At 60.8% G+C, this 22,741-nt stretch carries 18 protein-coding genes; 4 read left to right on the top strand and 14 right to left on the bottom strand.

The features are described 5' to 3' along the window. Window positions 1–362: 362 nt before the first annotated feature. Window positions 363–1,463, top strand: coding sequence for a Fic family protein (locus J3P93_RS22075; protein ID WP_434591881.1), 1,101 nt, complete (start codon window positions 363–365; stop codon window positions 1,461–1,463). A 118-nt stretch (window positions 1,464–1,581) separates the two neighbouring features. On the opposite strand, the gene J3P93_RS22070 is transcribed toward J3P93_RS22075, so the two are convergent. The 3 genes from J3P93_RS22070 to plsB all read right to left on the bottom strand — a co-directional run bounded on the left by J3P93_RS22070 (window position 1,582) and on the right by plsB (window position 5,316). Continuing rightward, the gene (locus J3P93_RS22070) at window positions 1,582–2,271 is read right to left on the bottom strand and encodes a DUF4197 domain-containing protein (protein ID WP_090281983.1); all 690 of its coding nucleotides are present in this window, start codon (window positions 2,269–2,271) and stop codon (window positions 1,582–1,584) included. Between the two features lie 27 nt (window positions 2,272–2,298). Continuing rightward, window positions 2,299–2,697, bottom strand: coding sequence for a YbaY family lipoprotein (locus J3P93_RS22065; protein ID WP_434591879.1), 399 nt, complete (start codon window positions 2,695–2,697; stop codon window positions 2,299–2,301). 117 nt (window positions 2,698–2,814) lie between these two features. Beyond that, the gene (gene plsB, locus J3P93_RS22060; protein ID WP_434591877.1) at window positions 2,815–5,316 is read right to left on the bottom strand and encodes a glycerol-3-phosphate 1-O-acyltransferase PlsB; all 2,502 of its coding nucleotides are present in this window, start codon (window positions 5,314–5,316) and stop codon (window positions 2,815–2,817) included. Between the two features lie 238 nt (window positions 5,317–5,554). Between plsB and J3P93_RS22055 the strand changes: the two genes are divergently transcribed. After that, complete coding sequence (locus J3P93_RS22055) at window positions 5,555–5,764, top strand: cold shock domain-containing protein (protein ID WP_434591875.1); 210 nt, start codon at window positions 5,555–5,557, stop codon at window positions 5,762–5,764. A gap of 164 nt (window positions 5,765–5,928) precedes the next feature. Here the strand turns inward: J3P93_RS22055 and J3P93_RS22050 are convergent, their stop codons facing one another. From J3P93_RS22050 to J3P93_RS22035, 4 genes are all read right to left on the bottom strand, one after another. Further along, window positions 5,929–6,306 carry a hypothetical protein gene (locus J3P93_RS22050; protein WP_434591873.1) on the bottom strand — a complete coding sequence of 126 codons (378 nt, stop codon included), beginning with the start codon at window positions 6,304–6,306 and terminating at the stop codon, window positions 5,929–5,931. A gap of 75 nt (window positions 6,307–6,381) precedes the next feature. After that, a complete protein-coding gene (locus tag J3P93_RS22045; RefSeq protein WP_434591871.1) occupies window positions 6,382–7,191 on the bottom strand; it encodes a putative RNA methyltransferase in 810 nt (269 codons plus the stop codon). Then, the gene (gene dapE, locus J3P93_RS22040) at window positions 7,191–8,342 is read right to left on the bottom strand and encodes a succinyl-diaminopimelate desuccinylase (protein ID WP_332762662.1); all 1,152 of its coding nucleotides are present in this window, start codon (window positions 8,340–8,342) and stop codon (window positions 7,191–7,193) included. The genes J3P93_RS22045 and dapE overlap by 1 nt, the downstream gene beginning before the upstream one ends. Before the next feature lie 211 nt (window positions 8,343–8,553). After that, on the bottom strand, window positions 8,554–11,145 hold the full coding sequence (locus tag J3P93_RS22035) for a glycosyltransferase (RefSeq protein WP_434591869.1): 2,592 nt from the start codon (window positions 11,143–11,145) through the stop codon (window positions 8,554–8,556). Between the two features lie 213 nt (window positions 11,146–11,358). On the opposite strand from J3P93_RS22035, the gene tcdA reads away from it, so the two are divergent. After that, window positions 11,359–12,177 carry a tRNA cyclic N6-threonylcarbamoyladenosine(37) synthase TcdA gene (gene tcdA / locus J3P93_RS22030; protein WP_434591867.1) on the top strand — a complete coding sequence of 273 codons (819 nt, stop codon included), beginning with the start codon at window positions 11,359–11,361 and terminating at the stop codon, window positions 12,175–12,177. Between the two features lie 117 nt (window positions 12,178–12,294). On the opposite strand, the gene J3P93_RS22025 is transcribed toward tcdA, so the two are convergent. From J3P93_RS22025 to J3P93_RS22010, 4 genes are all read right to left on the bottom strand, one after another. Next, on the bottom strand, window positions 12,295–12,699 hold the full coding sequence (locus J3P93_RS22025) for a SufE family protein (RefSeq protein ID WP_434591866.1): 405 nt from the start codon (window positions 12,697–12,699) through the stop codon (window positions 12,295–12,297). Continuing rightward, window positions 12,696–13,901 (bottom strand): aminotransferase class V-fold PLP-dependent enzyme, encoded by a 1,206-nt coding sequence (locus J3P93_RS22020; protein WP_434591864.1) that lies wholly within the window; start codon window positions 13,899–13,901, stop codon window positions 12,696–12,698. Before J3P93_RS22020 ends, J3P93_RS22025 begins: the two co-directional genes overlap by 4 nt. A gap of 147 nt (window positions 13,902–14,048) precedes the next feature. Next, window positions 14,049–15,083, bottom strand: a complete 1,035-nt coding sequence (gene dapD, locus J3P93_RS22015; RefSeq protein ID WP_434591863.1) for a 2,3,4,5-tetrahydropyridine-2,6-dicarboxylate N-succinyltransferase — start codon at window positions 15,081–15,083, stop codon at window positions 14,049–14,051. Between the two features lie 31 nt (window positions 15,084–15,114). After that, window positions 15,115–15,423 carry an arsenate reductase gene (locus J3P93_RS22010; RefSeq protein WP_064364289.1) on the bottom strand — a complete coding sequence of 103 codons (309 nt, stop codon included), beginning with the start codon at window positions 15,421–15,423 and terminating at the stop codon, window positions 15,115–15,117. A gap of 346 nt (window positions 15,424–15,769) precedes the next feature. Here J3P93_RS22010 and J3P93_RS22005 point away from each other — a divergent pair, with 346 nt between their 5' ends. Further along, window positions 15,770–17,401, top strand: coding sequence for a Na+/H+ antiporter (locus J3P93_RS22005; protein WP_434591861.1), 1,632 nt, complete (start codon window positions 15,770–15,772; stop codon window positions 17,399–17,401). Window positions 17,402–17,446: 45 nt separating this feature from the next. Here the strand turns inward: J3P93_RS22005 and dapC are convergent, their stop codons facing one another. The 3 genes from dapC to map form a co-directional block, all read right to left on the bottom strand. Beyond that, window positions 17,447–18,646, bottom strand: coding sequence for a succinyldiaminopimelate transaminase (gene dapC / locus J3P93_RS22000; RefSeq protein WP_434591859.1), 1,200 nt, complete (start codon window positions 18,644–18,646; stop codon window positions 17,447–17,449). Window positions 18,647–18,849: 203 nt separating this feature from the next. After that, a complete protein-coding gene (locus J3P93_RS21995; RefSeq protein ID WP_434591858.1) occupies window positions 18,850–21,552 on the bottom strand; it encodes a [protein-PII] uridylyltransferase in 2,703 nt (900 codons plus the stop codon). A gap of 42 nt (window positions 21,553–21,594) precedes the next feature. Further along, the gene (map, locus tag J3P93_RS21990) at window positions 21,595–22,377 is read right to left on the bottom strand and encodes a type I methionyl aminopeptidase (protein WP_093104260.1); all 783 of its coding nucleotides are present in this window, start codon (window positions 22,375–22,377) and stop codon (window positions 21,595–21,597) included. Between the last annotated feature and the right edge of the window lie 364 nt (window positions 22,378–22,741).

Here is a 22,741-nt window from a genome sequence, read left to right as displayed (position 1 = left end):
ACTCGGTATTTCACCTCGGCGTATCACTCCAATTCACCACGGTCAGTCCCCTCTCCCTTTGGGAGAGGGCTAGGGTGAGGGGCTTTTGATTTTCAGACTGATTCCAAGCCTCAGCCTTCAATGGCGCCGGCGACCAAGATCAGCAGCGAGATAAAAAGCAGGCGAGCTGGCACTCGGCCTGGTGGTGGGCGCGGTTTTTGTGGGAGCTTGCCTGCAAGCGATGGCGGCCGGGCAGCCGACAATTACCACTCTGACATGCTCCCACCGTCCTACATCTTTTTCAGAAACCTCCGATCTTGAGCCGCTGCGCGTCGAATGTTGTACTCCAGCTCCTGTTTTCCGCAATCCTTGAGTCTGTCCCGATGAAGAAGCCACCGAAATCAAGCGGCAGAACCGACCCTGTTTTCGATCTCTTGGCTCGTTCTCCCCATAAGGAACGCTTGGCAGATTATCTTGCGTTGCTCAAACCATTTGATGATCAGGGTCGTTACCTGCCATTCGAGGCGCTGCGCTATCGCTGGGCTGCGGGGTTGGACGCGAATCTCTGTTGGGCGTTGGTAAAAAAGGCGCGGGCGGCGCAGTACATTAGTCTGTTGCCGTTGGGCGAGCCGTTGCAATGGGGCAAATATGTGCAGACGCCGCTGGCGCAGAAAACCCTGTCTGTCGTGGATCGTCATACCAGTACGGCTGCGCTGGACTACATGACCAGTCAGATCGGTGAGCGGATGCACTTTTCTTATCTGCTCAATGATCTGATCGAAGATGAAGCCATCGCCAGTAGCCAGCTGGAAGGCGCGGCCACCACCACACGGGTGGCCAAGGACATGCTCAAGCATCAGCGCCAGCCGCGCACCCCCGACGAGCGCATGGTGCTGGGTAATTACCGGATGATGAATTTTGCCTGGGAACAACGTCACGAACCCTTGAGCGTGGCGTTGATCGCCGCGATCCATCGGGTCGGTGTCGAGGGGATCGATGACAAACAGTATTCCCCCGGAGTGTTCCGGGCCAATGATGAAGTCGTCGTGCAGGATGGCGCGGGCAATACCGTGCATCGGCCGCCGCCCGCTGCGGGTTTGGTTGCGCGGCTGGAGAAACTGTCGGATTGGGTCAACCTGTCCCACGGCTCAACGCTCGAGAAGAATTACCTGCATCCCCTGATCAAGGCAATCACGCTGCACTTTGCATTGGGCTATGAACATCCCTTTCGCGATGGAAACGGGCGGGTCGCCAGAGCGTTGTTTTATTGGTTGATGTTCAAAAACGAGTTCGCAGCTTTTCGCTATATCGCGATCAGTTTGCTATTGCGCAACGCGCCGGTGAAATATGGACGATCTTATTTACACACCGAGGCGGATGAGCTGGACCTGACCTATTTCATCGAATTTCAGTGCTCGATCATCCAGCGTGCGGTACTTGGATTCACCCACTCTTCATTGTGGGAGCGAGCCTGCTCGCGATAGCGCCATCCAGATCACAATCAATGTGACTGACAGCCCAAGCTCCGGGAAGATCTGTACCAACAGAATAGAAAAAGCCCGCTAAAGTTCTCCACTTCAGCGGGCTTTTCCGTTCAGTACATCACAACGTGCCAAACACCTTCTTCGCCAGACTCGTCGCCGCCGCTGCAGGATTCTGGCGCAACGTTTCTTCCTGTTTGCCAATCATTTCGAACAAACCATTGAGCGCCTGTTCGGTAACGTAGTTTTCAACGTTGGCGCTTTTGGCATCGACCACACCGAACGCGGCGGCCTGGCCAGCGAACGAGTTGTACTTCTGCGCGACGCCGACCTTGTCGGTGGCTTGTTTGACGATCGGCAGGAACTTGGCGCGGATCTGTTCGCGGCTGGATTTATCCAGGTATTGGGTGGCGGAGTCGTTGCCGCCGCTGAGGATGCCTTTGGCGTCGGCCACGCTCATTTTCTTCACGGCGTCGACGAGGATCGGTTGAGCCTGGGTCACGGCGGATTCCGCGGCTTTGTTCATCGCGGTTTCCAGTTCTTCGACCTGGGCGCCCATGCCGAAGGCTTTCATCTTGCTCGCGGCTTTGCCGAGTTTGCCTGGCAGTTCGATCTTCACTTCAGGGTTGTTGCTGAAGCCACCGGGCGTGCCCAGTTGTTTGACGGCGATTTGTGCGCCTTGGGTCAGGGCATCCTTGAGGCCGCCGGCGGCGTCTTGTTGCGACAGGTCGCTGAGCGACAGGGCCAGGGCGTTGGCGGAGAGCATCAGGCCGGTGCAGATGGCGGCGAAGCGAAGGGTAGGGCGGCGCATGGCGGCTTCCTTGTGGTGGAGCGTGAATTAGCGGACGGCGTCGACGCGGATTCTCAGCGGCTGCGGGTCGCTGCCGTCGAGCTGCACGGCGTGGTTTTCGGTGGTGATGAACATCAGCTCACCGTTGACCTCGATACGCGCGCTGACCGAATAGCGATGGCCGGGTTTGACCTGCGCCGGATCGTAGCTCAAGTGGAACGGCAGCGGCACCTGGCCTTTGACCGGGCCTTTCTGTTGATCAAGCACCACGGCGGGTGCATCGGCCAGCGAAACGTCTTGCAGGCTGACGCTCAGGGTTGCGCTTGGCGGCAGGGCGATGCGTTGCAGGTAGAACACTTCGCCGTCGAGGCCGACTTTGCCGGCCGGGGTGGTGGATTGGCAGGCGCTGAGCAGGGTGGCGGTGGCAATGGTCAACAATTTTTTCATGTAGTACTTCATTCAATTGTAGGAGTGAGCCTGCTCGCGATGGCGGTATGTCAGACGACAGTGATGTTGACTGAAAAACCGCTATCGCGAGCAGGCTCACTCCTACAGGGATTTGCGTCAGGCTTCCGGCAACGCGGTGACCTGGTCCGCCGCATCTTCACTGCGATGCAGCGCCACCTGGCGGATCGACAAACGAATCTCCGCTGGCAGCACGCGTTTCGCCGCGCCTTCGGCCAGCTCGCCGAGCAGTTCGTGATAGCTGAGCTTGCCGGCTTCGTCGCGGCGCAGCACGTCGAGGTCGAGCATCGTCTGGATGAAGTGGCGGAACAGGCTTTTGTCGAAAAACTCTGGGGCGTTCAAACCGTGGAGGATTGACAGGCGCTGGGCCATGACCGTGCACAGGTCTTCCAGTTCTTCGGCGCTGATGCTGTTCTGGCCGCTGTTGAGCAGCAGGGACACGGTCATGTAGAAACGCTGCAAGGTCTGCGCGATGCTTTTTGACAGCAGTGTCAGCAGCACGAAATGTCGCGAACTCGGTGCCGGGCGCAGGTACAAGTCCTTCTCGAAACGCAACAGGCCCTGCTCGACAAACGCTTCCAGCCATTGATCGACCACACCGTCCAGCTCATCCAGCGTCCAGCGAATGAACAGCTCCGATTGCAGGTACGGATACAGCGCGCGGGTGTAGCGCAGGATCTGCTCGCGGCTCATGCGCGAGGTGCTCTGGAAGAAGCTCGCCAGCAGCGACGGCAGGGCGAAGATGTGCAACACGTTGTTGCGGTAGTAGGTCATCAGGACGGCGTTCTGTTCGTCCAGATAAAGAATCTTGCCCAGCGCATCGTTCTGCTCGGCGAGCAGGTCCATGTCCTTCACATGCTCGATCAGCGCGCGGCCATCGCCTTCCGGCAGGGTGGTGTGCGGCGAGTACGGGACTTTGCGCAGCAGCGCCAGATACAGGTCCAGCACCCGCGCCATGGCACGATCATCCAGCGCCAGACGCGTGGTCGAGAGCAATGCCAGCGCCACCAGATTCACCGGGTTGATCGCCGCCGCTTCATTGAGATGCCGCGCGACTTTTTCGCCGAGACGGTTGGTGGTTTCGTTAAGCCACGCCGGTTTGAACTGCGGACCGAGGTCCTGCTGGCGCCAGTCTGGTTGCTCGGTGTCGAGAAATTCGGCGAGTTTGATCGGCTCACCGAAGTTCACCGCGACCTGACCGAAACGCTGCTTGAGCGCGCCGATGACTTTGAAGATGTCGAAAATCGATTCTTTCTTCTTGCTCGCCCCGCGCAGTTCGCCGAGGTAAGTGCGACCTTCCAGCACGCGCTCGTAGCCGATGTACACCGGCACAAATACGATCGGCATGCGCGACGAACGCAGGAAGCTGCGCAGGGTGATCGCGAGCATCCCGGTTTTCGGTTGCAGCATGCGCCCGGTGCGCGAGCGACCGCCTTCGACGAAGTATTCAACCGGGAAACCTTTGGTAAACAGCGTGTGCAGGTATTCGTTGAATACCGAGGTGTACAGCGGGTTGCCCTTGAACGTTCGGCGCATGAAAAACGCACCGCCGCGGCGCAGCAGGCTGCCGATCACCGGCATGTTGAGGTTGATCCCGGCGGCGATGTGCGGCGGGGTCAGGCCGTTACGGAACAGCAGATACGACAGCAGCAGATAGTCGATGTGGCTGCGGTGGCACGGCACGTAGATCACTTCGTGCCCCGGGGCAACTTCTTGCACGCCTTCGATGTGGTTGACCTTGATGCCGTCGTAGATCTTGTTCCAGAACCAGCTCAGCACCACTTCGAGGAAGCGGATCGCGGTGTAAGTGTAGTCCGAGGCGATTTCGTTGCCGTAACGCAGGGCCTGGGCCTTGGCTTTCTCTGGGGAGATGTTTTCGCGCTCGGCTTCGTCGAGGATCGCTTGTTTGACCAGCGGCTGATTGAGCAAGCCTTTGACCAGATTGCGCCGGTGGGAAATGTCCGGGCCGATCACCGCCGCTTTCAGGTTGCGGAAGTGCACACGCAGAATCCGCTGGGCCATGCGCACGGTGCGCTCGTGGCCCTTGTTGTGATCGATCAGCTCGCGCAGGTGGATCGGCGCGGAGAACTGCACGCGGGTCTTGCGGCCCAGGACAATGATGCTCAGCAAGCGCCGCAGACGGCCGGTCACCGCCCAGCTGTCGGCGAACAGCAACTTCCACGGGCTGTTTTCGCTGTCCGGCGATTGGCCCCAGAACACGCTGACCGGAATGATCTGCGCATCTTCGGCGGCATTTTGCGACAGCGCGCTGACCAGTCGGGTCAAGGTCGGCGGCGCACCGCGTTTGTCCTGGCGGCCGAGCCAGTCCGGATCCGGGGTCAGGTAGAAAAACGCCGCCGGCTCGATCAGCGTACCCACCGACACGGCCAGCACCGGACGCGGCAGGCCGGCCTTGGTGCACTCGGTGTCGACCACGGCCAGATCGGTCAACGAAGGGTTTTGCAGGACGTAGAACACCGGACGACTGCGGTCGAGGTTGAGGGTGAACGACGACTGATTGATCGTCTCCGAGCGAACCCAGAGGTACAACAGTCGGCGCAGGGTGCCAAACACAAGACGGCGGAACGGGGAACGGGTCATACGGCTTCTGCGTGAGTGAATAAAACCGAGCGGTTGCTCGGGAGGGCGATAGTGTGCCGGATTACTCGAAAATCGGCAAAAAAGCGGCGAAGTAATCTCCTGTTGAGACTTTTTCCACCTGTCATATACTCGGCGCTCTGTTGCCGGTGCCCTTTGATGGACGTCGGACGCAGGCTGACGTTCCTCTGAGGCTTTCCTGCGAAAAGCCCGTTCAATAATAAAAAAGGAGTATGAACAGATGGCAACACGCGAAACCGGCAATGTGAAGTGGTTCAACGACGCCAAGGGCTACGGCTTTATTCAACGCGAAGACGGGGCGGACGTGTTCGTGCACTACCGCGCGATTCGCGGCGAAGGGCACCGGTCGCTGACCGAGGGCCAGCAGGTTGAATATGCGGTGATCAGCGGCGCGAAGGGCTTGCAGGCTGAGGACGTAGTCGGTCTCTAAAGATCGTTCCCACGCTCTGCGTGGGAATGCCTCAACGGACGCTCCGCGTCCGCTCTGGGACGCAGAGCGTCCCGGGCTGCATTCCCACGCGGAGCGTGGGAACGATCGAACACACCGCAATCGCGAGCAGGCTCACTCCTACATGGGATTTGCGTTGCTCAGGGCTACGCGGTTTTCCAGGTAATTTCTTCCTCGCCATCTTCGCTGATGCGAATCCAGCGGTCGGCGGTTTCTTCGCCTTCTTCTTCAACCCATGTCCCCGGTGCGCAGCGCACTTCGACGTTCAGTGCGGCAAACGCTGCGCGGGCGCAGGCGATGTCGTCGTCCCATGGGGTCGCATCGCTTTCCAGGTACAGGCTGTTCCACTTGCCCACGGCTTTCGGCAGCCAGGTCACCGGGATGGTGCCGGCCTTGCACTTGTACGTCTGACCTTTCTGCACCCAGTCGCTGCACGGGCCCAGCGCGGCGCCGAGCCAGGCCGAAATGGCCTTGTGGTCGACGTCGGCGTCTTTCAGGTAAATCTCGATATCCGGTTGGCGCATGGATGTCCTCACTGCGGGTCTGAAAAATCCATTCGCGGATTTAGCCGGCCCCGGGCGCTCGCCCGGAACCAAAAGTTATTGAACAACGAAATAATCGTAGCGCATCGACACGGTGGTCTCGAACGGCTCGGCCTGTTCGATCACCGCCGCGCGACGCTCGGCACTGGCGCGCCAGCCGTGAGGTGTCATCGCCAACAGGTTGGCGCGATCCTCGGGCTTGTCCAGCGTCAGCTTGAATTCCAACGTTTCACTATGCGCCAGCGCCATGCCTTCAGGCACCAAGGCTAAATGCTTGTCGTCGGTGTACTCGCGCACTTCGTCATACAGGCGTTCGCGCAGTTCCATCAGGTGGCCGCGGGTCGGGCCGACTTTCATCAGACCGCCGCCCACGCTCAGCAGACGCTTGGCCTCGTCCCAGTCCAGCGGGCTGAAAACGCTGGCGAGAAACTGGCAACTGCCCGACGCCAACGGCACGCGCGCCATGCTGGCGATCAACCAGCTGATCGCCGGGTTACGCTTGCAGGCGCGTTTGACGGCCTCGCGGGAGATATCCAGCGCGTAGCCATCAGCGTTCGGCAAAGCCTCGGCGATCTGCGCGGTGTAGTAACCCTCGCCACAACCGATGTCGACCCAGCGATCCGGCGCATAACCGGCCGCCAGTTCGGCCAGACGCCTGGCCACCGGGGCGTAATGCCCGGCATTCAAAAAGTCGCGGCGCGCCTCGACCATCGCCTGATTGTCGCCTGGATCACGGCTGTTCTTGTGCTGCACCGGCAACAGGTTCAGGTAGCCCTGACGCGCGCGGTCGAAGCGGTGCCCAGCGGGGCAGACCACGCCGTTATCCACCGCGTTCAGCGGTGCACTGCAGATCGGGCAAGCGAGCATCAGGCGAGCAACTTGATCAGGGTCTGGTAGTAGATCTCGGTCAGCACATCGAGGTCCGCCGCCAGAACGCGCTCGTTGACCTGGTGAATGGTCGCGTTGACCGGGCCCAGTTCAACCACTTGCGTGCCCATGGTCGCGATGAAACGGCCATCGGAAGTGCCGCCGCTGGTGGACGCCTTGGTCTCGCGCCCGGTGATGGTCTTGATGCTCGCCGATACCGCGTCGAGCAGTGCGCCCGGTTCGGTGAGGAACGGCAGGCCGGACAGCGCCCAGTCGATGTGCCAGTCGAGATCATGCTTGTCGAGAATATCGGCGACGCGCTTCTGCAGGCCTTCGACAGTCGATTCGGTGGAGAAGCGGAAGTTGAACACCGCCACCAGATCACCCGGAATCACGTTGGTCGCGCCGGTGCCGGAATTTACATTGGAAATCTGGAAACTGGTCGGCGGGAAGAAGTCGTTGCCGTGATCCCAATGCTCGGCGGCCAGTTCGGCCAGTGCCGGGGCGGCGAGGTGGATCGGGTTTTTCGCCAGATGCGGGTAGGCGACGTGCCCCTGAATACCTTTGACCGTGAGCTTGGCGCCGAGTGAGCCGCGGCGGCCATTCTTGACCACGTCGCCGACCAGCGTGGTGCTCGACGGTTCGCCGACGATGCACCAGTCCAGACGTTCATTGCGTGCGGCCAGACGCTCGACCACCGCTTTGGTGCCGTGATGGGCCGGGCCTTCTTCGTCGCTGGTGATCAGGAACGCGACCTTGCCCTTGTGGTTCGGGTAGTCGGCGACGAAACGCTCGGCGGCAACGGTCATCGACGCCAGGCTGCCTTTCATGTCTGCCGCACCGCGGCCGCAAAGCATGCCGTGTTCGTCGATCACCGCGTTGAACGGGTCGATCTGCCACGCGCTGACCGGACCGGTCGGCACCACGTCGGTGTGGCCGGCGAAGCACAGCACCGGGCCTTCACCATTGCCGTGGGTAGCCCAGAAGTTATCCACATCTTCGATGCGCATCGGCTCCAGGGTAAAACCGGCATCGCCCAGGCGCTGCATCATCTGCTTCTGGCAATCGGCGTCGACCGGCGTCACGGACGGACGGCGGATCAGGTCGATGGCGAGCTGGAGGGTCGGCGAAAGGTCGGCGTGGGCCGTCATGGAAAACTCCGGAATCATGAATGTGGGCACGGACTAAATGTGGGAGCCAGACTGCTGGCGATGACGGTGTGTCAGCCAACTCAACTGTGATGTTTGCACCGCTATCGCCAGCAGGCTGGCTCCCACAGGGATCAGGATAGCCCCGCAAAATGGCGGTTATCTTAAAGCAAAACGGCGACCATTGGCCGCCGTTTAGTGCATCGATGCCGATTTAGACGACCGGTGCCGGTTCCTGCACGGCGGCAGGTTTGGGCAGCGACGACAGGAACGCCATGATCAGCGCCGCCAGATACGGCAGCGACTGCACCAGCAGCATCACCACCCAGAAGCGCATGTCATTGCTCGGCATGCCGTTGACCAGAAAGATTCCCAGCGCAGCGCCCCACAACAGCAGCATGATGAAGACTTCTTCGCGCGCTTCGGAAATCGCCACCCAGAAACCATGGTTGTCGGCGTTTTTCGGTGTGCGAAAGAACGGAATGCTGCTGGTGAAGAAGCCGTACAGCACCGCTTTGGCGATGGTGTGCGATAACGCCAGCCCGGCCAGCGCCGCGCAGAACGCATCCTTGAGGTTGACGCCGACGGCGCGACGATAAAGGAAGATGATCTTGCCGACCTTGAACACGAACAGCGCCAGTGGCGGGATCGCGAAGATCAGCAGCGGCGGATCGACCCGTTGCGGCACGATGATCATCGCCGCCGACCACAGCAGCGCACCGACGGTAAAGAAGATGTTCATGCCATCGGCGACCCACGGCAGCCAGCCCGCGAGGAAGTGGTAGCGCTGGCCGCGGGTCAGCTCGGTGTCCTTGCCGCGCAGCAGGCTGGCGGTGTGGCGCTTGATGATCTGGATCGCGCCATAGGCCCAACGGAAACGCTGTTTCTTGAAGTCGATGAACGTATCCGGCATCAGGCCTTTGCCGTAACTATCGTGGTAATACGCCGCCGACAAGCCTTTTTCGAACACGCGCAAACCCAGTTCGGCGTCTTCACAGATGCACCAGTCGGCCCAGCCCAATTCTTCCAGGACCGAACGGCGGGTCATGGTCATGGTGCCGTGCTGAATGATCGCGTCGCGGTCGTTGCGGGTGACCATGCCGATGTGGAAGAAGCCTTTGTACTCGGCGTAGCAGAGCTTCTTGAAAGTGCTTTCGTTCTGGTCGCGATAATCCTGCGGCGACTGCACCACAGCGATTTTCGGGTCAGCAAAGTGCGGAACCATGTGCTTGAGCCAGTTCGGGCTCACGCAGTAATCGGAGTCGATCACCGCGATCACTTCAGCGTCTTTGGCGGTGTGCGGAATCAGGTAGTTCAGCGCGCCACCCTTGAACCCGGCCAGCGGCGCAACGTGGAAGAACTTGAAGCGCGGGCCGAGGGTCGCGCAGTAGTCGCGCACCGGCTCCCACACCGCCGGGTCCTTGGTGTTGTTGTCGATGATCAGCACTTCATAGTCGGGATAGTCGAGCGCGGCGAGGGCATCGAGGGTCTGTTTGACCATTTCCGGCGACTCGTTGTAGCACGGCACATGGATCGACACTTTCGGGCGATAGCTGGAGTCGCCGACCACCGGCAGGAATTCGCGCCGACGCTTGTGAGTCCACACCGCTTCGGCCAGTTCATGGGCCTCGGTCAGTAATACGATGAATACCCCGAGGGCACCGAGGGCCAGGAGGAAACCCACTGTCAGGCTGAACCAGGTGCTGTATTGCTGGCTGTAGTCGTAGCCGATGTACACCAGCACCGAACCGCAGAGGAACGCGATAAATGTCAGGAACGTGCGGCCGCGCTGGCGCAAGGCCGAGCCGTCGATCATCAGCAGGGTCAGCGACAACAGCGCCAGCACCACCGAACCGATGGCCAGCACCCGCCATTGCGGGATCGCGACAACCGGGCCTTCGAAATTGAATTTCTGCTGACGCGCGGCGTTGAACACGCCCCAGTAGGCGCCGACCGAGCCTTCGTCGCTGGCTTTCCACGGCTGATCGAACGCCTCGATCACGAAGTAGTTGAAGCCCTGGCGGTTAAGCTTGTTGACCAGCGTACCCAGGTAAATGGCCTGATCGGCCGGCGACGCATCGGCACCACCGCGCATGCGGCCATTGCTCGGCCAGCCGACTTCGGAGAGCAGCAGGGGCTTTTTCGGGAACAGCTTCTTCAGGTCGCGCGCGCGGTCGAAGACGAACTGGCCGGCCTTGTCGACCGGAATGAATTCCCAGTACGGCAGAATGTGGGCGGCGATCAGGTCAACGTGCTTGGCCAGTTGCGGGTATTTCTCCCAGATGTGCCATTGCTCGGAGGTGGTGACCGGCACTTTGACTGCGGCGCGTACACGGTCGAGCAGAACGATCAGTGCTTCGGGGGTGATTTCTTCGCGAAACAGCGCCTCGTTGCCGACCACCACGCGCACCACGCTGCGCGAAGTGTTGGCCAGTTCGATGGCTTTGGCGATTTCCCGTTCGTTGCGCTCCTGGTCGGGGCTGATCCAGATGCCCAGGGTGACGCGCAGGCCGAACTCTTCAGCCAGTTTTGGAATGTCGCCCAACGAGCCGTCGACCGAGTAGATGCGGATGTTGTCCGTCAGCTTGCTCATGATCTCCAGATCGCGGCGCATTTCGTCGTCAGTCGGGTACTGATCTTTCTGTGGGAATTGTCCCTGTTGGAATGGCGAATAAGAGAAGCCGGAGATTTGCTCCGGCCAGTTCGGCGCTGACACCGGACGGTTGATCAACGCCCAGAAACCGCTGAAGAGGGCAGCGATGGCCAGCACGACCACCAGGTTGAGTCCAAATTTACGCGATGACATAGCTATTTCGGGTTCCAAAGGCTGTGGAACGAAGGAACGGTCGGCAAGGCGCCAAAGGGCGCGCATCCTACACCGGCAGTCTACGAGTCGTACAACAGACGCAGAAATGCCCGACGTTGGGCAACCGGCCAGCACATAAGTTCTTACACTTGCAGCTCCACGCTTAAAACTTGTCGCTTTGTAGCCCTATAATGCGCGCCGGTTTTTGGGGTAATGGTCATGAGTACAGAAGATCCGCGGTTTGCAGGCATCGCCCGTTTGTATGGCATTGAGGGCCTGGAGCGCTTGCGCGCCGCCCATGTGGCGATCGTCGGCGTCGGCGGTGTCGGTTCCTGGGCGGCGGAAGCCATGGCCCGCTGTGGTGTCGGCGAGATTTCGCTGTTCGACCTCGACGACGTCTGCGTCAGCAACGCCAACCGGCAGTTGCACGCGCTGGACAGCACCGTCGGCAAGCCCAAGGTCGAGGTGATGGCCGAGCGTCTGCGCGGGATCAACCCGGACTGCACCGTGCATGCGGTCGCAGATTTCGTCACCCGCGACACCATGGCCGAATACATCACGCCGGACATCGACTGCGTGATCGACTGCATCGACGCAGTCAACGCCAAAGCCGCGCTGATCGCCTGGTGCAAGCGGCGCAAGATCCAGATCATCACCACCGGTGGCGCCGGCGGGCAGATTGACCCGACGCTGATCCAGGTGTGCGACCTCAACCGGACCTTCAACGATCCACTGGCCTCGAAAGTGCGTTCAACGTTGCGCCGCGATTACGGCTTCTCGCGCACCGTGACCCGGCATTACAGCGTGCCGTGCGTGTTTTCCACGGAACAACTTCGTTACCCGAAGCCGGATGGCAGCATCTGTTTGCAGAAGAGTTTTGTCGGTGACGGGGTGAAGCTCGACTGCGCCGGCGGGTTTGGCGCGGTGATGATGGTCACGGCAACGTTCGGCATGGTGGCGGCGACCAAGGCAGTGGACAAGGTTGTTGCCGGGGTGCGGCGGCCGGCTGACGGAGTTAAACCTCAGGTTTGAGCTGTGTGGCTGATGGCCTCATCGCTGGCAAGCCAGCTCCCACAGATATTTCAGTGAGCTCACTGTATCTGTGAACACCATCGAACCCTGTGGGAGCTGGCTTGCCAGCGATGGCGATCAGCCTGCCAGCTCATTCATGCGCTGGAGCACGGCATTGAGGCCATTGCTGCGCGAGGGCGATAGTTGGCGCGACAGGCCGAGCTGATTAAACCAATCAGGCAAATCAATCTGCTGCAATTCAGTCGCCGACAAGCCATTAACCCGCAGCAACAACAGCGCCACCAACCCGCGAATCATCCGCGCATCGCTGCTCGCCCTGAACTGCCAGTGACCGTCGCGCAGTACCCCCACCAGCCACACCTGACTTTCACAGCCATGTACGCGGTTGGCCTCGCATTTGTCTGCGTCATCCATGGGCGGCAAGCGATCACCAAACTGCATCAGCAACCGCGCCCGCTGTTCCCAGCCCGCCGCGTTCTGAAACGTCTGCAGCGCTTCGCTCGCTTCCATCGGCAGGCTCATCGCAACATCTCCAGCGCTTGATCCAGCGCCTCGAAAAAGCGCTCCAGATCTTCAGAATCGTTGTACAGCGCCAGCGATACGCGAATCGCTCCCGCCAGCTCAAAGCCTTTCATCAGCGGCATAGCGCAATGATGCCCGGCGCGCACGGCGATGCCCTGTTCGGTGAGCAGATGCGCCAGATCAGCGTTATGCACACCCTCGACGACGAAACTGGCCAGCGCCAGTTGTGGCTTGCCGAGCAGGCGGATGCCGTTGCGCGCGGCGAGGCCACGCAGCAAGTAGTCATGCAGCGCCGCCTCATGGGCGGACACCGCGTCCTGATCCAGACCGGCCAGATAATCGAGGGTCGCGCCGAGGCCGATCACGCTGGCAATCGGCGGAGTGCCCGCTTCGAAACCCAGCGGGGCGGGGCGAAAGCGCGAGTCGTGATAGTGGGCTTCCAGCACCATCTCGCCGCCGAACTGCCACGGCTTGAGCTGTGCAAGCGCCGCGTTACGACCGAACAGCACGCCGAGGCCGTCGGGGCCATACAGCTTGTGGCTGGAAAACACATAGAAGTCGCAACCCAGCGCTTGCACGTCGTGCCGGCCGTGGACCACGCCTTGCGCGCCATCGACCACGGTCAGCGCGTTTTGCGCCTTGGCCATGCCGAGCAAAGCGGTCAATGGCTGCCAGGCGCCGAGCACGTTGGACAGCTGACTGACCGCGAGCAAACGCGTACGTGGGCCGATCAGGTGCACAGCAGCAGCGAGGTCGATCAGGCCGTCAGCGCCCAGCGGCAGGATCACCAGTTTCAGCTGACGCCGCAGGGCCAGTTGCTGCCACGGCAGCAGATTGGCGTGGTGCTCGAGGGCGCTGATGACAACTTCATCGCCCGGCTGGAATAAATGTTCCAGCCCATAGGCCAGAAGATTCAGCGCGCTGGTGGCGCCGTGGGTAAAAATGATTTGCCCGCTGTCAGCCGCATTCAGCCACTGTGCAACCTTGTGCCGACTGTCTTCGAACGCTTGCGTGGCATGCGCGCCGGGCAAATGTTGCGCGCGGTGCACGTTGGCCGCGCCGTTGGCGTAGTAATGCGTCAGCGCATCGAGCAGGGCTTGCGGTTTTTGCGTGGTGGCGGCGTTGTCCAGATAGGTCTGGTCCTGCCGTTGCAGAGCGGCGATGGCCGGGAAATCGGCGCGCCAGGGGGAGGGAATCATCATGTGTTCAGCCCTGTGAAATTGGGCGGGCTATACGCTGCCCCTGTGGGAGTGAGCCTGCTCGCGATGGCGGTGTGTCAGTCAACCTTACAGCTATTGATCCAACGCCATCGCGAGCAGGCTCACTCCTACAATGAGTCGTCCGCGTGCTTAGTTGTGAGCGTGCAGCGCTTCGTTCAGTTCGATCGCCGATTTGTGGGTCTTGCACTCCACGGCACCGGTTTCCGAGTTGCGACGGAACAGCAGGTCGGTCTGGCCGGCCAGCTCGCGTGCCTTCACCACTTTAACCAGGTTGTTGTGCTCGTCCAGCAGCGCGACCTTGGTGCCGGCGGTCACGTACAGGCCCGATTCAACGGTGTTGCGATCGCCCAGCGGAATGCCGATACCGGCGTTGGCGCCGATCAGGCAGCCTTCGCCGACCTTGATCACGATGTTGCCGCCGCCCGACAGGGTGCCCATGGTCGAGCAACCGCCGCCCAGGTCCGAACCCTTGCCGACGAAGACGCCAGCGGAAACGCGGCCTTCGATCATGCCCGGGCCTTCGGTGCCGGCGTTGAAATTGATGAAACCTTCGTGCATCACGGTGGTGCCTTCACCGACGTAGGCGCCCAGACGCAGACGCGCGGCGTCAGCGATACGCACGCCGGCCGGTACCACGTAGTCGGTCATTTTCGGGAACTTGTCCACCGAGAACACTTCCAGCAGCTCGCCACGCAGACGGGCTTCCAGTTGCATTTCCGCCAGCTCGCTCAGGTCGATAGCGCCCTGGCTGGTCCAGGCTACGTTCGGCAGCAGCGGGAAAATGCCGGCCAGGCTAACGCCGTGCGGCTTGACCAGACGGTGCGAGAGCAGGTGCAGCTTCAGGTAGGCCTCAGGCGTCGAGGTCAGCTGCGTGTCTTCAGCCAGCAGGGTCGCAACCAGCGGCTTGTGGCTCTCGGCCAGACGGGTCAGCAACTTGCCTTGCACGGCGTCGATGCCCTTTACCGCTTCAGCCAGTTGCGCAGCCTGGGCGGTAGTGAAGGTGATGGCCTGGTTGCCTTCGGTGTAACCGAGGATCGGCGCAACGGCCGCGACCAGTTCGGCCGAAGGGTTGAGCAATGGCTGTGCATAGAACACTTCCAGCCACGCGCCTTGACGGTTCTGGGTGCCGATACCGAAGGCGATGCTGAACAGAGAATTGGACATGGGAATACCTCTACAAAGAGTGACGGGCTGCTTACTTCAGAGCGGCCGCGTAGATATCTGGCTTGAAGCCAATCAGGGTTCGGTCACCGAGATCGAGCACCGGGCGCTTGATCATCGAGGGTTGCGCGAGCATCAGTTCGATGGCTTTCGGCTGGTCGAGATCGGCTTTGCGTTCGTCGTCGAGTTTGCGAAAGGTCGTGCCTGCGCGGTTCAGCACAGTCTGCCAGCCGTGTTCGTCACACCATTGGGTCAGGTGTTCACGGTCGATACCGGCGGTCTTGTAATCGTGGAAATCGTAGCTGACAGCGTGTTCATCGAGCCAGGTGCGCGCCTTTTTCATGGTGTCGCAGGCTTTGATGCCGAAAAGGTGCAATGTTTTGCTTGAAACGGCCAAGGAATCGCCCCCTTTGCAGGTGCTGGAAAAAAATGGTGTCGGATTATGCCATGACCAAACGGTTTCGCGGCGCCTGAGGTCGATTTGCCGGTACAAAACCTGTGGGAGCCAGCCTGCTGGCGATTGCGTCGGATCAGTCGATATCCGTCTCAATGTGCGGCCGCTAACGCCAGCAGGCTGGCTCCCACCGGGGATCGGCGCTCAACCGTGCGACATAGGTGCAACGGTCAGACGCATCCTGAGCGGTTAATATGGCAATTGAACGCTGTCGATGGTCCGGAATCTACGTTTTATGCAAACTGCTTACACCGTCCTGATCCTGCTCATGCTGGTCGGCGTCTCGCGTCTGATCGGCCGGATCGTTCCGCTGCCACTGCCGCTGGTGCAAATCGCCGCCGGCGCCTTGCTTGCCTGGCCGACCCTCGGCCTGCATGTGGCGCTCGATCCTGAGTTGTTCCTGTTTCTGTTCCTGCCACCGTTGCTGTTCTCCGATGGCTGGCGCATGCCCAAGCGCGCGTTCTGGCAATTGCGCGGGCCGATCCTGACGCTGGCGGTGGGTTTGGTGTTGTTTACCGTGGTCGGCGCCGGGTATTTCATTCACTGGCTGTTGCCGACAATTCCACTGCCGGTGGCGTTTGCCCTGGCCGCGGTGCTGTCGCCGACCGACGCCGTGGCCGTCTCGGCCATTGCGCAGAATCGTTTGCCGACGCCGCTGATGCACATATTGCAGGGCGAGGCGTTGATGAATGATGCCTCGGGTCTGGTGACGTTCAAGTTCGCCCTTGCTGCTGCCATCACCGGGGTGTTCTCACTGACCAGCGCTGGCCTGAGTTTCGTTGTCGTGGCGCTCGGCGGGCTGGCTGTCGGCGTGGCCTTGAGCTGGCTGGTCGGACGCTTGCGCGCGTGGATGATTGCCCGCGGCTGGGATGACCCGGCCACGCACGTGGTGTTCATGTTGCTGCTGCCGTTCGCCGCGTATGTGCTGGCCGAACGTCTCGGCGTCTCGGGCATTCTTTCGGCGGTAGCGGCAGGGATGATGCAGAGCTGGCTCGATCTGTTGCCACGGCAGACCAGCACCCGACTGCTCAATCGCAGTGTCTGGTCGCTGCTCGAATTTGCTTTCAACGGTTTGATCTTCCTGCTGCTCGGCCTGCAATTGCCGGACATCATCAAAGCCGTGGTCAGCCACGAGCCGACTTTGTGGCCAACGCTTTTTTATCGTTGCCTCGACGTGGTGGCGATCTTCCTCGCGTTGGTATTGCTGCGTTTTGTCTGGGTGCAGAGCATCTGGCGCTTGTCGGTACTGCTGCGTCGTTTGCGCGGCAAGGGCGAGTTGACTCAAGTGCCGACCGCGCGTTCCTGCTGGTTGCTGACGGTCGGCGGCGTGCGCGGGGCGGTGACGCTGGCGGGGGTGATGTCGGTGCCGATGTTGATCGGCGCGCAGGCGTTTCCCGAGCGTGATCTGCTGATATTCATCGCTGCCGGGGTAATCCTGCTGTCGCTGATCTCGGCGTGCATTGCCTTGCCGTTGCTGCTGCGCGGTATCGAAAAGAGTCCCGACGACAAGCGTCGTCAGGAAGTGCGCGACGCCTGGCGCAAAACCGCCGAGGCGGCGATTCATGCCCTTGAGACCGAAGAGGCCGTCCCGCAGGACGCCGCTCAAGCGGCACTGGCTGCCGAACTGAAGGCACGGATCATGTCCGAATATCGCCATCAGCTCGACGTGTTCAATGATTCGGCGGAGGCGCAGGCATTGGCCTTCCAGATGGATCTGCTCGAGCGGCGCTTACGGTTGAAAGCGCTGCGGGCGCAACGTCTGGAGTTGTACAGCCTGAGCCGTCATCACCAGATCGGTGATGACGTCCTTAGAGAAGTGCTTGGCGAGCTGGACTTGAGCGAGGCCAATCTGGGGCAGGTGAAATAACAGGTGCATTGCCCGCACCAGAAGCTCCGGTGCGGGAACTGGCCGTTATTGCTGGCGGGTGACGAACGCGCGAATACGCTCCGCCGCTTCGACACATTCGGCCAGCGGCGCAACCAGCGCCATGCGTACCCGGCCGGCGCCCGGGTTGACGCCGTCGACATCGCGGGACAGGTACGAACCCGGTACCACGGTTACGTGTTCCTGCTCAAACAGGTCGCGGCAGAATGCGGCGTCGTCACCTTGCACGTTCGGCCACAGGTAGAAGCTGCCATCCGGGCGCTGTACGTCCATCACCGGGCTGAGGATCGCCAGCACGGCATCGAACTTTTCCCGATACAGCGCACGGTTGGCACGTACGTGAACTTCGTCGTTCCATGCGGCCACGCTGGCCAGTTGGGTTTGCACCGGCATCGCGCAGCCGTGGTAGGTGCGATACAGCAGGAAGCCTTTGAGGATATCGGCGTCACCGGCAACAAAACCGGAACGCAGGCCCGGCAGATTGGAACGCTTGGACAGGCTGTGGAACACCACGCAGCGCTTGAAGTCCTGGCGACCCAGCTCAACGCAAGCAGTGAGCAAGCCTGGCGGCGGGGTTTGTTCGTCGAAATACAGTTCGCTGTAGCACTCGTCGGCGGCGATCACGAAATCGTACTGGTCGGCCAGGGCGATCAGTTTTTTCAGGGTGTCGACCGGGATCAGTGCGCCAGTCGGGTTGCCCGGCGAACACAGAAAGAGAATCTGGCAGCGCTTCCAGATGTCCGCGGAAACTGCATCGAAGTCCGGGTTGAAGCCGTTCTCGTCGAGGCACGGCAGGTAGTGCGGCTTGGCCCCGGCAAGAAACGCCGCGCCTTCGTAGATCTGATAGAACGGGTTGGGGCTGACCACCAAGACATCGTCGCCACGATTGACCACGGTCTGGGTGAAGGCGAACAGCGCTTCGCGGGTGCCGTTGACTGGCAGCACGTTGCGCGCCGGATCGATCCAGCCGTTCGGCACGCCGAAACGCCGCTCGCACCAACCGCCAATGGCTTCACGCAGGGCCGGAATGCCAAGGGTGGTGGGGTACACCGCCATCTGGTCGAGGCTGTTGGCCAGTGCTTCGGCGACAAAACTCGGCGAACGGTGTTTCGGCTCGCCGATCGACAGGGCGATCGGGCGCTTGTCCGGGTTCGGCGTCACGCTGCCGAGCAGGGCGCGCAGCTTTTCGAACGGGTACGGCTGGAGCTGATTCAAAGCGTTGTTCATGGGGGCCTCGGTCAATGTGGGGCAAGACTCCATAACTGAGCCGTTCACCGAACCTGTAGGAGTGAGCCTGCTCGCGATGAGGGCCGCACATTCAATATGTATGCAAGCTGGTACATCGCTATCGCGAGCAGGCTCACTCCTACAAGGGTTGGGTTAACAGGCTGAAGTCGGAGTATTCCTTCCCACCGGGGTAATGGATGGGTTCAGATACTGATTCGGGACAGCTTGATATCCGGTTCCTGATTGACGCTCAACTGCTCGACGATCGCATCCTGCAAGCGGCTGCACAGCAAGGGATCGGACAGCGGTTGATTGTGCGCGTCGGTGATGAAGAAGACGTCTTCCACGCGTTCGCCCAGGGTCGCAATCTTGGCGTTCTGCAGCGACAGGTCGAATTCGAGGAAAATCCCACCGATCCGTGCGAGCAGGCCGGGGCGATCGGGCGCGGTCAGTTCCAGTACCGTCACCGGGCGCTGCGCATCGTTGTGAATCGTCACCTGCGGCGCAAAGGCGAAATGCTTGAGCTGGCGCGGCACGCGACGCTGAATGATCGTCGGGTAGTCGTCGGGGTCACGCAGGGCTTCGGTCAGGCCTTCGCGGATCTGCTTGACCCGCGTCGGGTTGTCGCCGATCGACTCGCCTTCGTTGTCGAGCACGATGTAGGTGTCGAGGGTGAACTGGCTGCTGGACGTAATGACGCGGGCGTCGTGAATGTTCAGATTCAGCTGGTCCATGGCCGCCACGGTCACCGCGAAGAAATCGTGTTGGTCGGGAGCATAAATAAAGATCTGCGTGCCGCCCTCGAACTCGCGCTGGGTGGTCTCCTTGATCAGCACCAGCGGCCCACCGTCGACCGGCTGCTGCAGGATCGCATCGCTGTGCCAGGCCACGTCGCCAGCGGTGTGACGCAGGAAATAGTCATCACCCAGTTGCGCCCACAACTGTTCAACGTCATCCGGGTCGGTGCCCCCGCGCACGAGGATATCCAGCGCAGCGCTTTGCGTCTGGCGGATCTGCTCTTCGCGATCCACCGGATTTTCCAGGCCACGGCGCAGGGCGCGTTTGGTCTCGGTGTAGAGCTGGCGCAGCAGGCTGGCGCGCCATGAATTCCACAGGGTCGGATTGGTCGCGTTGATATCCGCCACGGTCAGTACGTAGAGATAGTCGAGACGGGTTTCATCGCCCACGGCCAAGGCAAAATCGTGGATCACCTGTGGATCGGACAGATCCTTGCGCTGGGCGGTGGTCGACATCACCAGGTGGTTCTGCACCAGCCAGACGATCAGGCGGCTGTCCCACACTGGCAACTGGTGGCGCTGGCAGAATGCTTCGGCATCGACCGCGCCGATTTCCGAGTGGTCGCCATGCCGGCCCTTGCCGATGTCGTGGTACAGGCCGGCCATGTAGATCAGCTCAGGCTTGGGCAGCTTGGCCATCAACTTGGCCGCCAGCGGGAATTTCTCCGAGACCTGGGTGTACTGCAATTTACGCAGGTGCTTGATCAGATTCAGTGTGTGCGCATCGACCGTATAGATGTGGAACAGGTCGTGCTGCATCTGCCCGACGATGAAACCGAACTCTGGCAGATAGCGGCCAAGAATGCCGTAACGGTTCATCCGGCGCAGGTTGCGGTGGATGCCGATCTTACACTTGAACAATTCGATGAACAGGCTGGTGTTGCGAATATCGTTGCGGAAGTTGTCGTCGATCAAGTGGCGGTTTTCGCGCAGCAGACGAATGGTGTCGGCGCGCACGCCCTTGATCTCCGGCTGCTGGGCCATCAGCACGAATATCTCGAGCATGGCAAACGGCGTGCGGCGGAACACGTTATCGTTGCGCGCCTCGATATAGCCGTCGTGCAGCTGGAAGCGCGAGTTGATTGGCTGCGGCGGCGCTTCGTCTTCCGGGGCGAGAATGACTTCTTCGAAGTGCTGGATGATCAAATCGCTGAGCTGGGCAATGCTCATGACCGTGCGGAAATACTGCTGCATGAAGTTCTCGACCGCCTGTTTGGCGTCGTCGCCTTCGAATCCCAGCAGGCCGGCGATGGTCCGCTGATGATCGAACAGCAAACGGTCTTCGGAGCGGCCGGCGAGCATGTGCAGGGCGTAGCGTACTTTCCAGAGGAATTCCTGGGACGAGGCGAGCAGGGCGTTTTCGCTTTCGACCAGAAAACCTTCGCCGGCGAGGGCGCGCAGGTTCAGGGTGCCGTACTGACGTCGGGCCACCCAGAGAATGGTCTGGATATCGCGCAGGCCGCCGGGCGAGCCTTTGACATTGGGTTCGAGGTTGTATTCGGTGTCGTTGTACTTGTGGTGGCGGGCCTTTTGTTCGGCGCGCTTGGCCAGGAAAAACTCCTTGGCCGGCCACATATGGGCGGTGCTGGTGACATCGAGCATGCGCTGGCGCAGACGCTCGGGGCCGCAGATCGTGCGGCTCTCCATCAGATTGGTGACCACGGTCAGGTCGGCGCGGGCCTCTTCGGCGCATTCATCGACCGAGCGCACGCTCTGTCCGACTTCCAGGCCGATGTCCCATAGCAAGGTGAGAAAGCGCTCGATGGAATCACGGAAAACTTCATGGTCGGCGCTGTCCAGCAGGATCAGCAAATCGATGTCGGAATACGGGTGCAGTTCACCGCGACCGTAGCCGCCGACCGCGACCAGCGCGATGTCGGCGTCTTCGCTCCAGTCAAATTGCTCCCAGGCCTTTTGCAGGATGTTATCGACGAACCAGGCACGGTCTTCGATCAGGCGGCGAATGTCGCGACCGTTACGAAAACGCGTGTCGAGGACCTCGCGGGCCTGGCGGATCGCCTTCTTGAACGCCGCGATAGGACTCGCTTTGAGGGCCAGTTCAGCCTGGAACTGGCCGCGGTCGAAGAGTTCGGGATCCACCTGCGGCATCGATTGGCTTTCCTTTATAAGAGGCTGGGCGTGTTTACTTGATCAGGCCGAGATGCGCGGGATGGTGTCATCGCTGCGCAACGTGAAGATCTCATAGCCGGTGTCGGTCACCAACAGCGTGTGTTCCCACTGTGCCGAAAGCTTGCGGTCTTTGGTGATCGCGGTCCAGCCGTCGCCCAATACCTTGGTGTCGGCCTTGCCCTGGTTGATCATCGGCTCGATGGTGAAGGTCATGCCGGCCTTCAGTTCCATGCCGGTGCCGGCGCGACCGTAGTGCAGGATCTGTGGTTCTTCGTGAAAGACTTTGCCGATACCGTGACCGCAGAATTCTCTAACCACCGAGAAGCCGTTCTTCTCTGCATGTTTCTGGATCACTTCGCCAATGTCGCCGAGGCGGCAGCCGGGTTTGACGATCTCGATCGCCTTGTACATGCATTCCTGGGTGATCTGCGACAGACGCTCGGCCCACACCGGCACTTCGCCGACATGAAACATACGGCTGGTGTCGCCGTGATAGCCGTCCTTGATCACGGTGACGTCGATGTTCAGGGTGTCGCCGTTTTTCAGCGGTTTGTCATTCGGGATGCCGTGGCACACCACATGATTGATCGAGGTGCAGATCGACTTCGGGTAGCCCTTGTAATTGAGCGGGGCGGGAATCGCTTGCTGCACATTGACGATGTAGTCGTGGCAGATCTGGTTCAACTGATCGGTGGTCACGCCCGGTTTGACATGTTCGGCAATCATTTCCAGCACATCGGCGGCCAGTTTGCCGGCGACACGCATGCCAGCGATGTCCTCGGGGGTTTTGAGGTTGACGGTCATACAGGCTCTCTCTGCGCTCGGCGGCGCTTGCGGATACAAACAGGGTGGCCGGTGTGGAATGGGCACCCGAAAAACGCGATTCTAACAGACGTATGGCGCAATTCAGCGCCGGCGTGCATCGCTTCTCTCTATACAATGGTGCGCCTTGAGCCGATTCCAAGGGGGCGGCGCCCATGTCCCTGGTGCGAATACAGATTTCGGGTTCCGTTTCTGCGCACCCTGTGGTATAAAATGCGCCGCTTTCCGGGGATGCCCCGAAAGGCTTAAATCCACACACGTGTCGACACGATGACCTGGGTGCCCTTGGCTTGATGCCATTGGTTGGTCATTGGGATACGTGGAGGCCAAACCCGACTTATCAAGG

This window comes from Pseudomonas sp. R3-57 (genome assembly GCF_051132065.1).
Classification (GTDB): Bacteria; Pseudomonadota; Gammaproteobacteria; order Pseudomonadales; family Pseudomonadaceae; genus Aquipseudomonas.
The sequence above is the reverse complement of the archived record's forward strand: the minus strand, read 5'-3'. Positions and strand labels throughout refer to the sequence as shown.

Bases quoted from the DNA above. Each gene is read 5' to 3' on its own strand.
- J3P93_RS22070 (WP_090281983.1), bottom strand. From the start codon at position 2,271: ATGCGCCGCCCTACCCTTCGCTTCGCCGCCATCTGCACCGGCCTGATG.
- J3P93_RS22050 (WP_434591873.1), bottom strand. From the start codon at position 6,306: ATGCGCCAACCGGATATCGAGATTTACCTGAAAGACGCCGACGTCGAC.
- J3P93_RS22055 (WP_434591875.1), top strand. From the start codon at position 5,555: ATGGCAACACGCGAAACCGGCAATGTGAAGTGGTTCAACGACGCCAAG.
- J3P93_RS22065 (WP_434591879.1), bottom strand. From the start codon at position 2,697: ATGAAAAAATTGTTGACCATTGCCACCGCCACCCTGCTCAGCGCCTGC.
- dapC (WP_434591859.1), bottom strand. From the start codon at position 18,646: ATGAACAACGCTTTGAATCAGCTCCAGCCGTACCCGTTCGAAAAGCTG.
- dapE (WP_332762662.1), bottom strand. From the start codon at position 8,342: ATGACGGCCCACGCCGACCTTTCGCCGACCCTCCAGCTCGCCATCGAC.
- J3P93_RS22020 (WP_434591864.1), bottom strand. From the start codon at position 13,901: ATGATGATTCCCTCCCCCTGGCGCGCCGATTTCCCGGCCATCGCCGCT.
- J3P93_RS22005 (WP_434591861.1), top strand. From the start codon at position 15,770: ATGCAAACTGCTTACACCGTCCTGATCCTGCTCATGCTGGTCGGCGTC.
- J3P93_RS22025 (WP_434591866.1), bottom strand. From the start codon at position 12,699: ATGAGCCTGCCGATGGAAGCGAGCGAAGCGCTGCAGACGTTTCAGAAC.
- J3P93_RS22010 (WP_064364289.1), bottom strand. From the start codon at position 15,423: ATGAAAAAGGCGCGCACCTGGCTCGATGAACACGCTGTCAGCTACGAT.
- J3P93_RS22045 (WP_434591871.1), bottom strand. From the start codon at position 7,191: ATGCTCGCTTGCCCGATCTGCAGTGCACCGCTGAACGCGGTGGATAAC.
- tcdA (WP_434591867.1), top strand. From the start codon at position 11,359: ATGGTCATGAGTACAGAAGATCCGCGGTTTGCAGGCATCGCCCGTTTG.
- J3P93_RS21995 (WP_434591858.1), bottom strand. From the start codon at position 21,552: ATGCCGCAGGTGGATCCCGAACTCTTCGACCGCGGCCAGTTCCAGGCT.
- dapD (WP_434591863.1), bottom strand. From the start codon at position 15,083: ATGTCCAATTCTCTGTTCAGCATCGCCTTCGGTATCGGCACCCAGAAC.
- J3P93_RS22035 (WP_434591869.1), bottom strand. From the start codon at position 11,145: ATGTCATCGCGTAAATTTGGACTCAACCTGGTGGTCGTGCTGGCCATC.
- J3P93_RS22075 (WP_434591881.1), top strand. From the start codon at position 363: ATGAAGAAGCCACCGAAATCAAGCGGCAGAACCGACCCTGTTTTCGAT.
- map (WP_093104260.1), bottom strand. From the start codon at position 22,377: ATGACCGTCAACCTCAAAACCCCCGAGGACATCGCTGGCATGCGTGTC.
- plsB (WP_434591877.1), bottom strand. From the start codon at position 5,316: ATGACCCGTTCCCCGTTCCGCCGTCTTGTGTTTGGCACCCTGCGCCGA.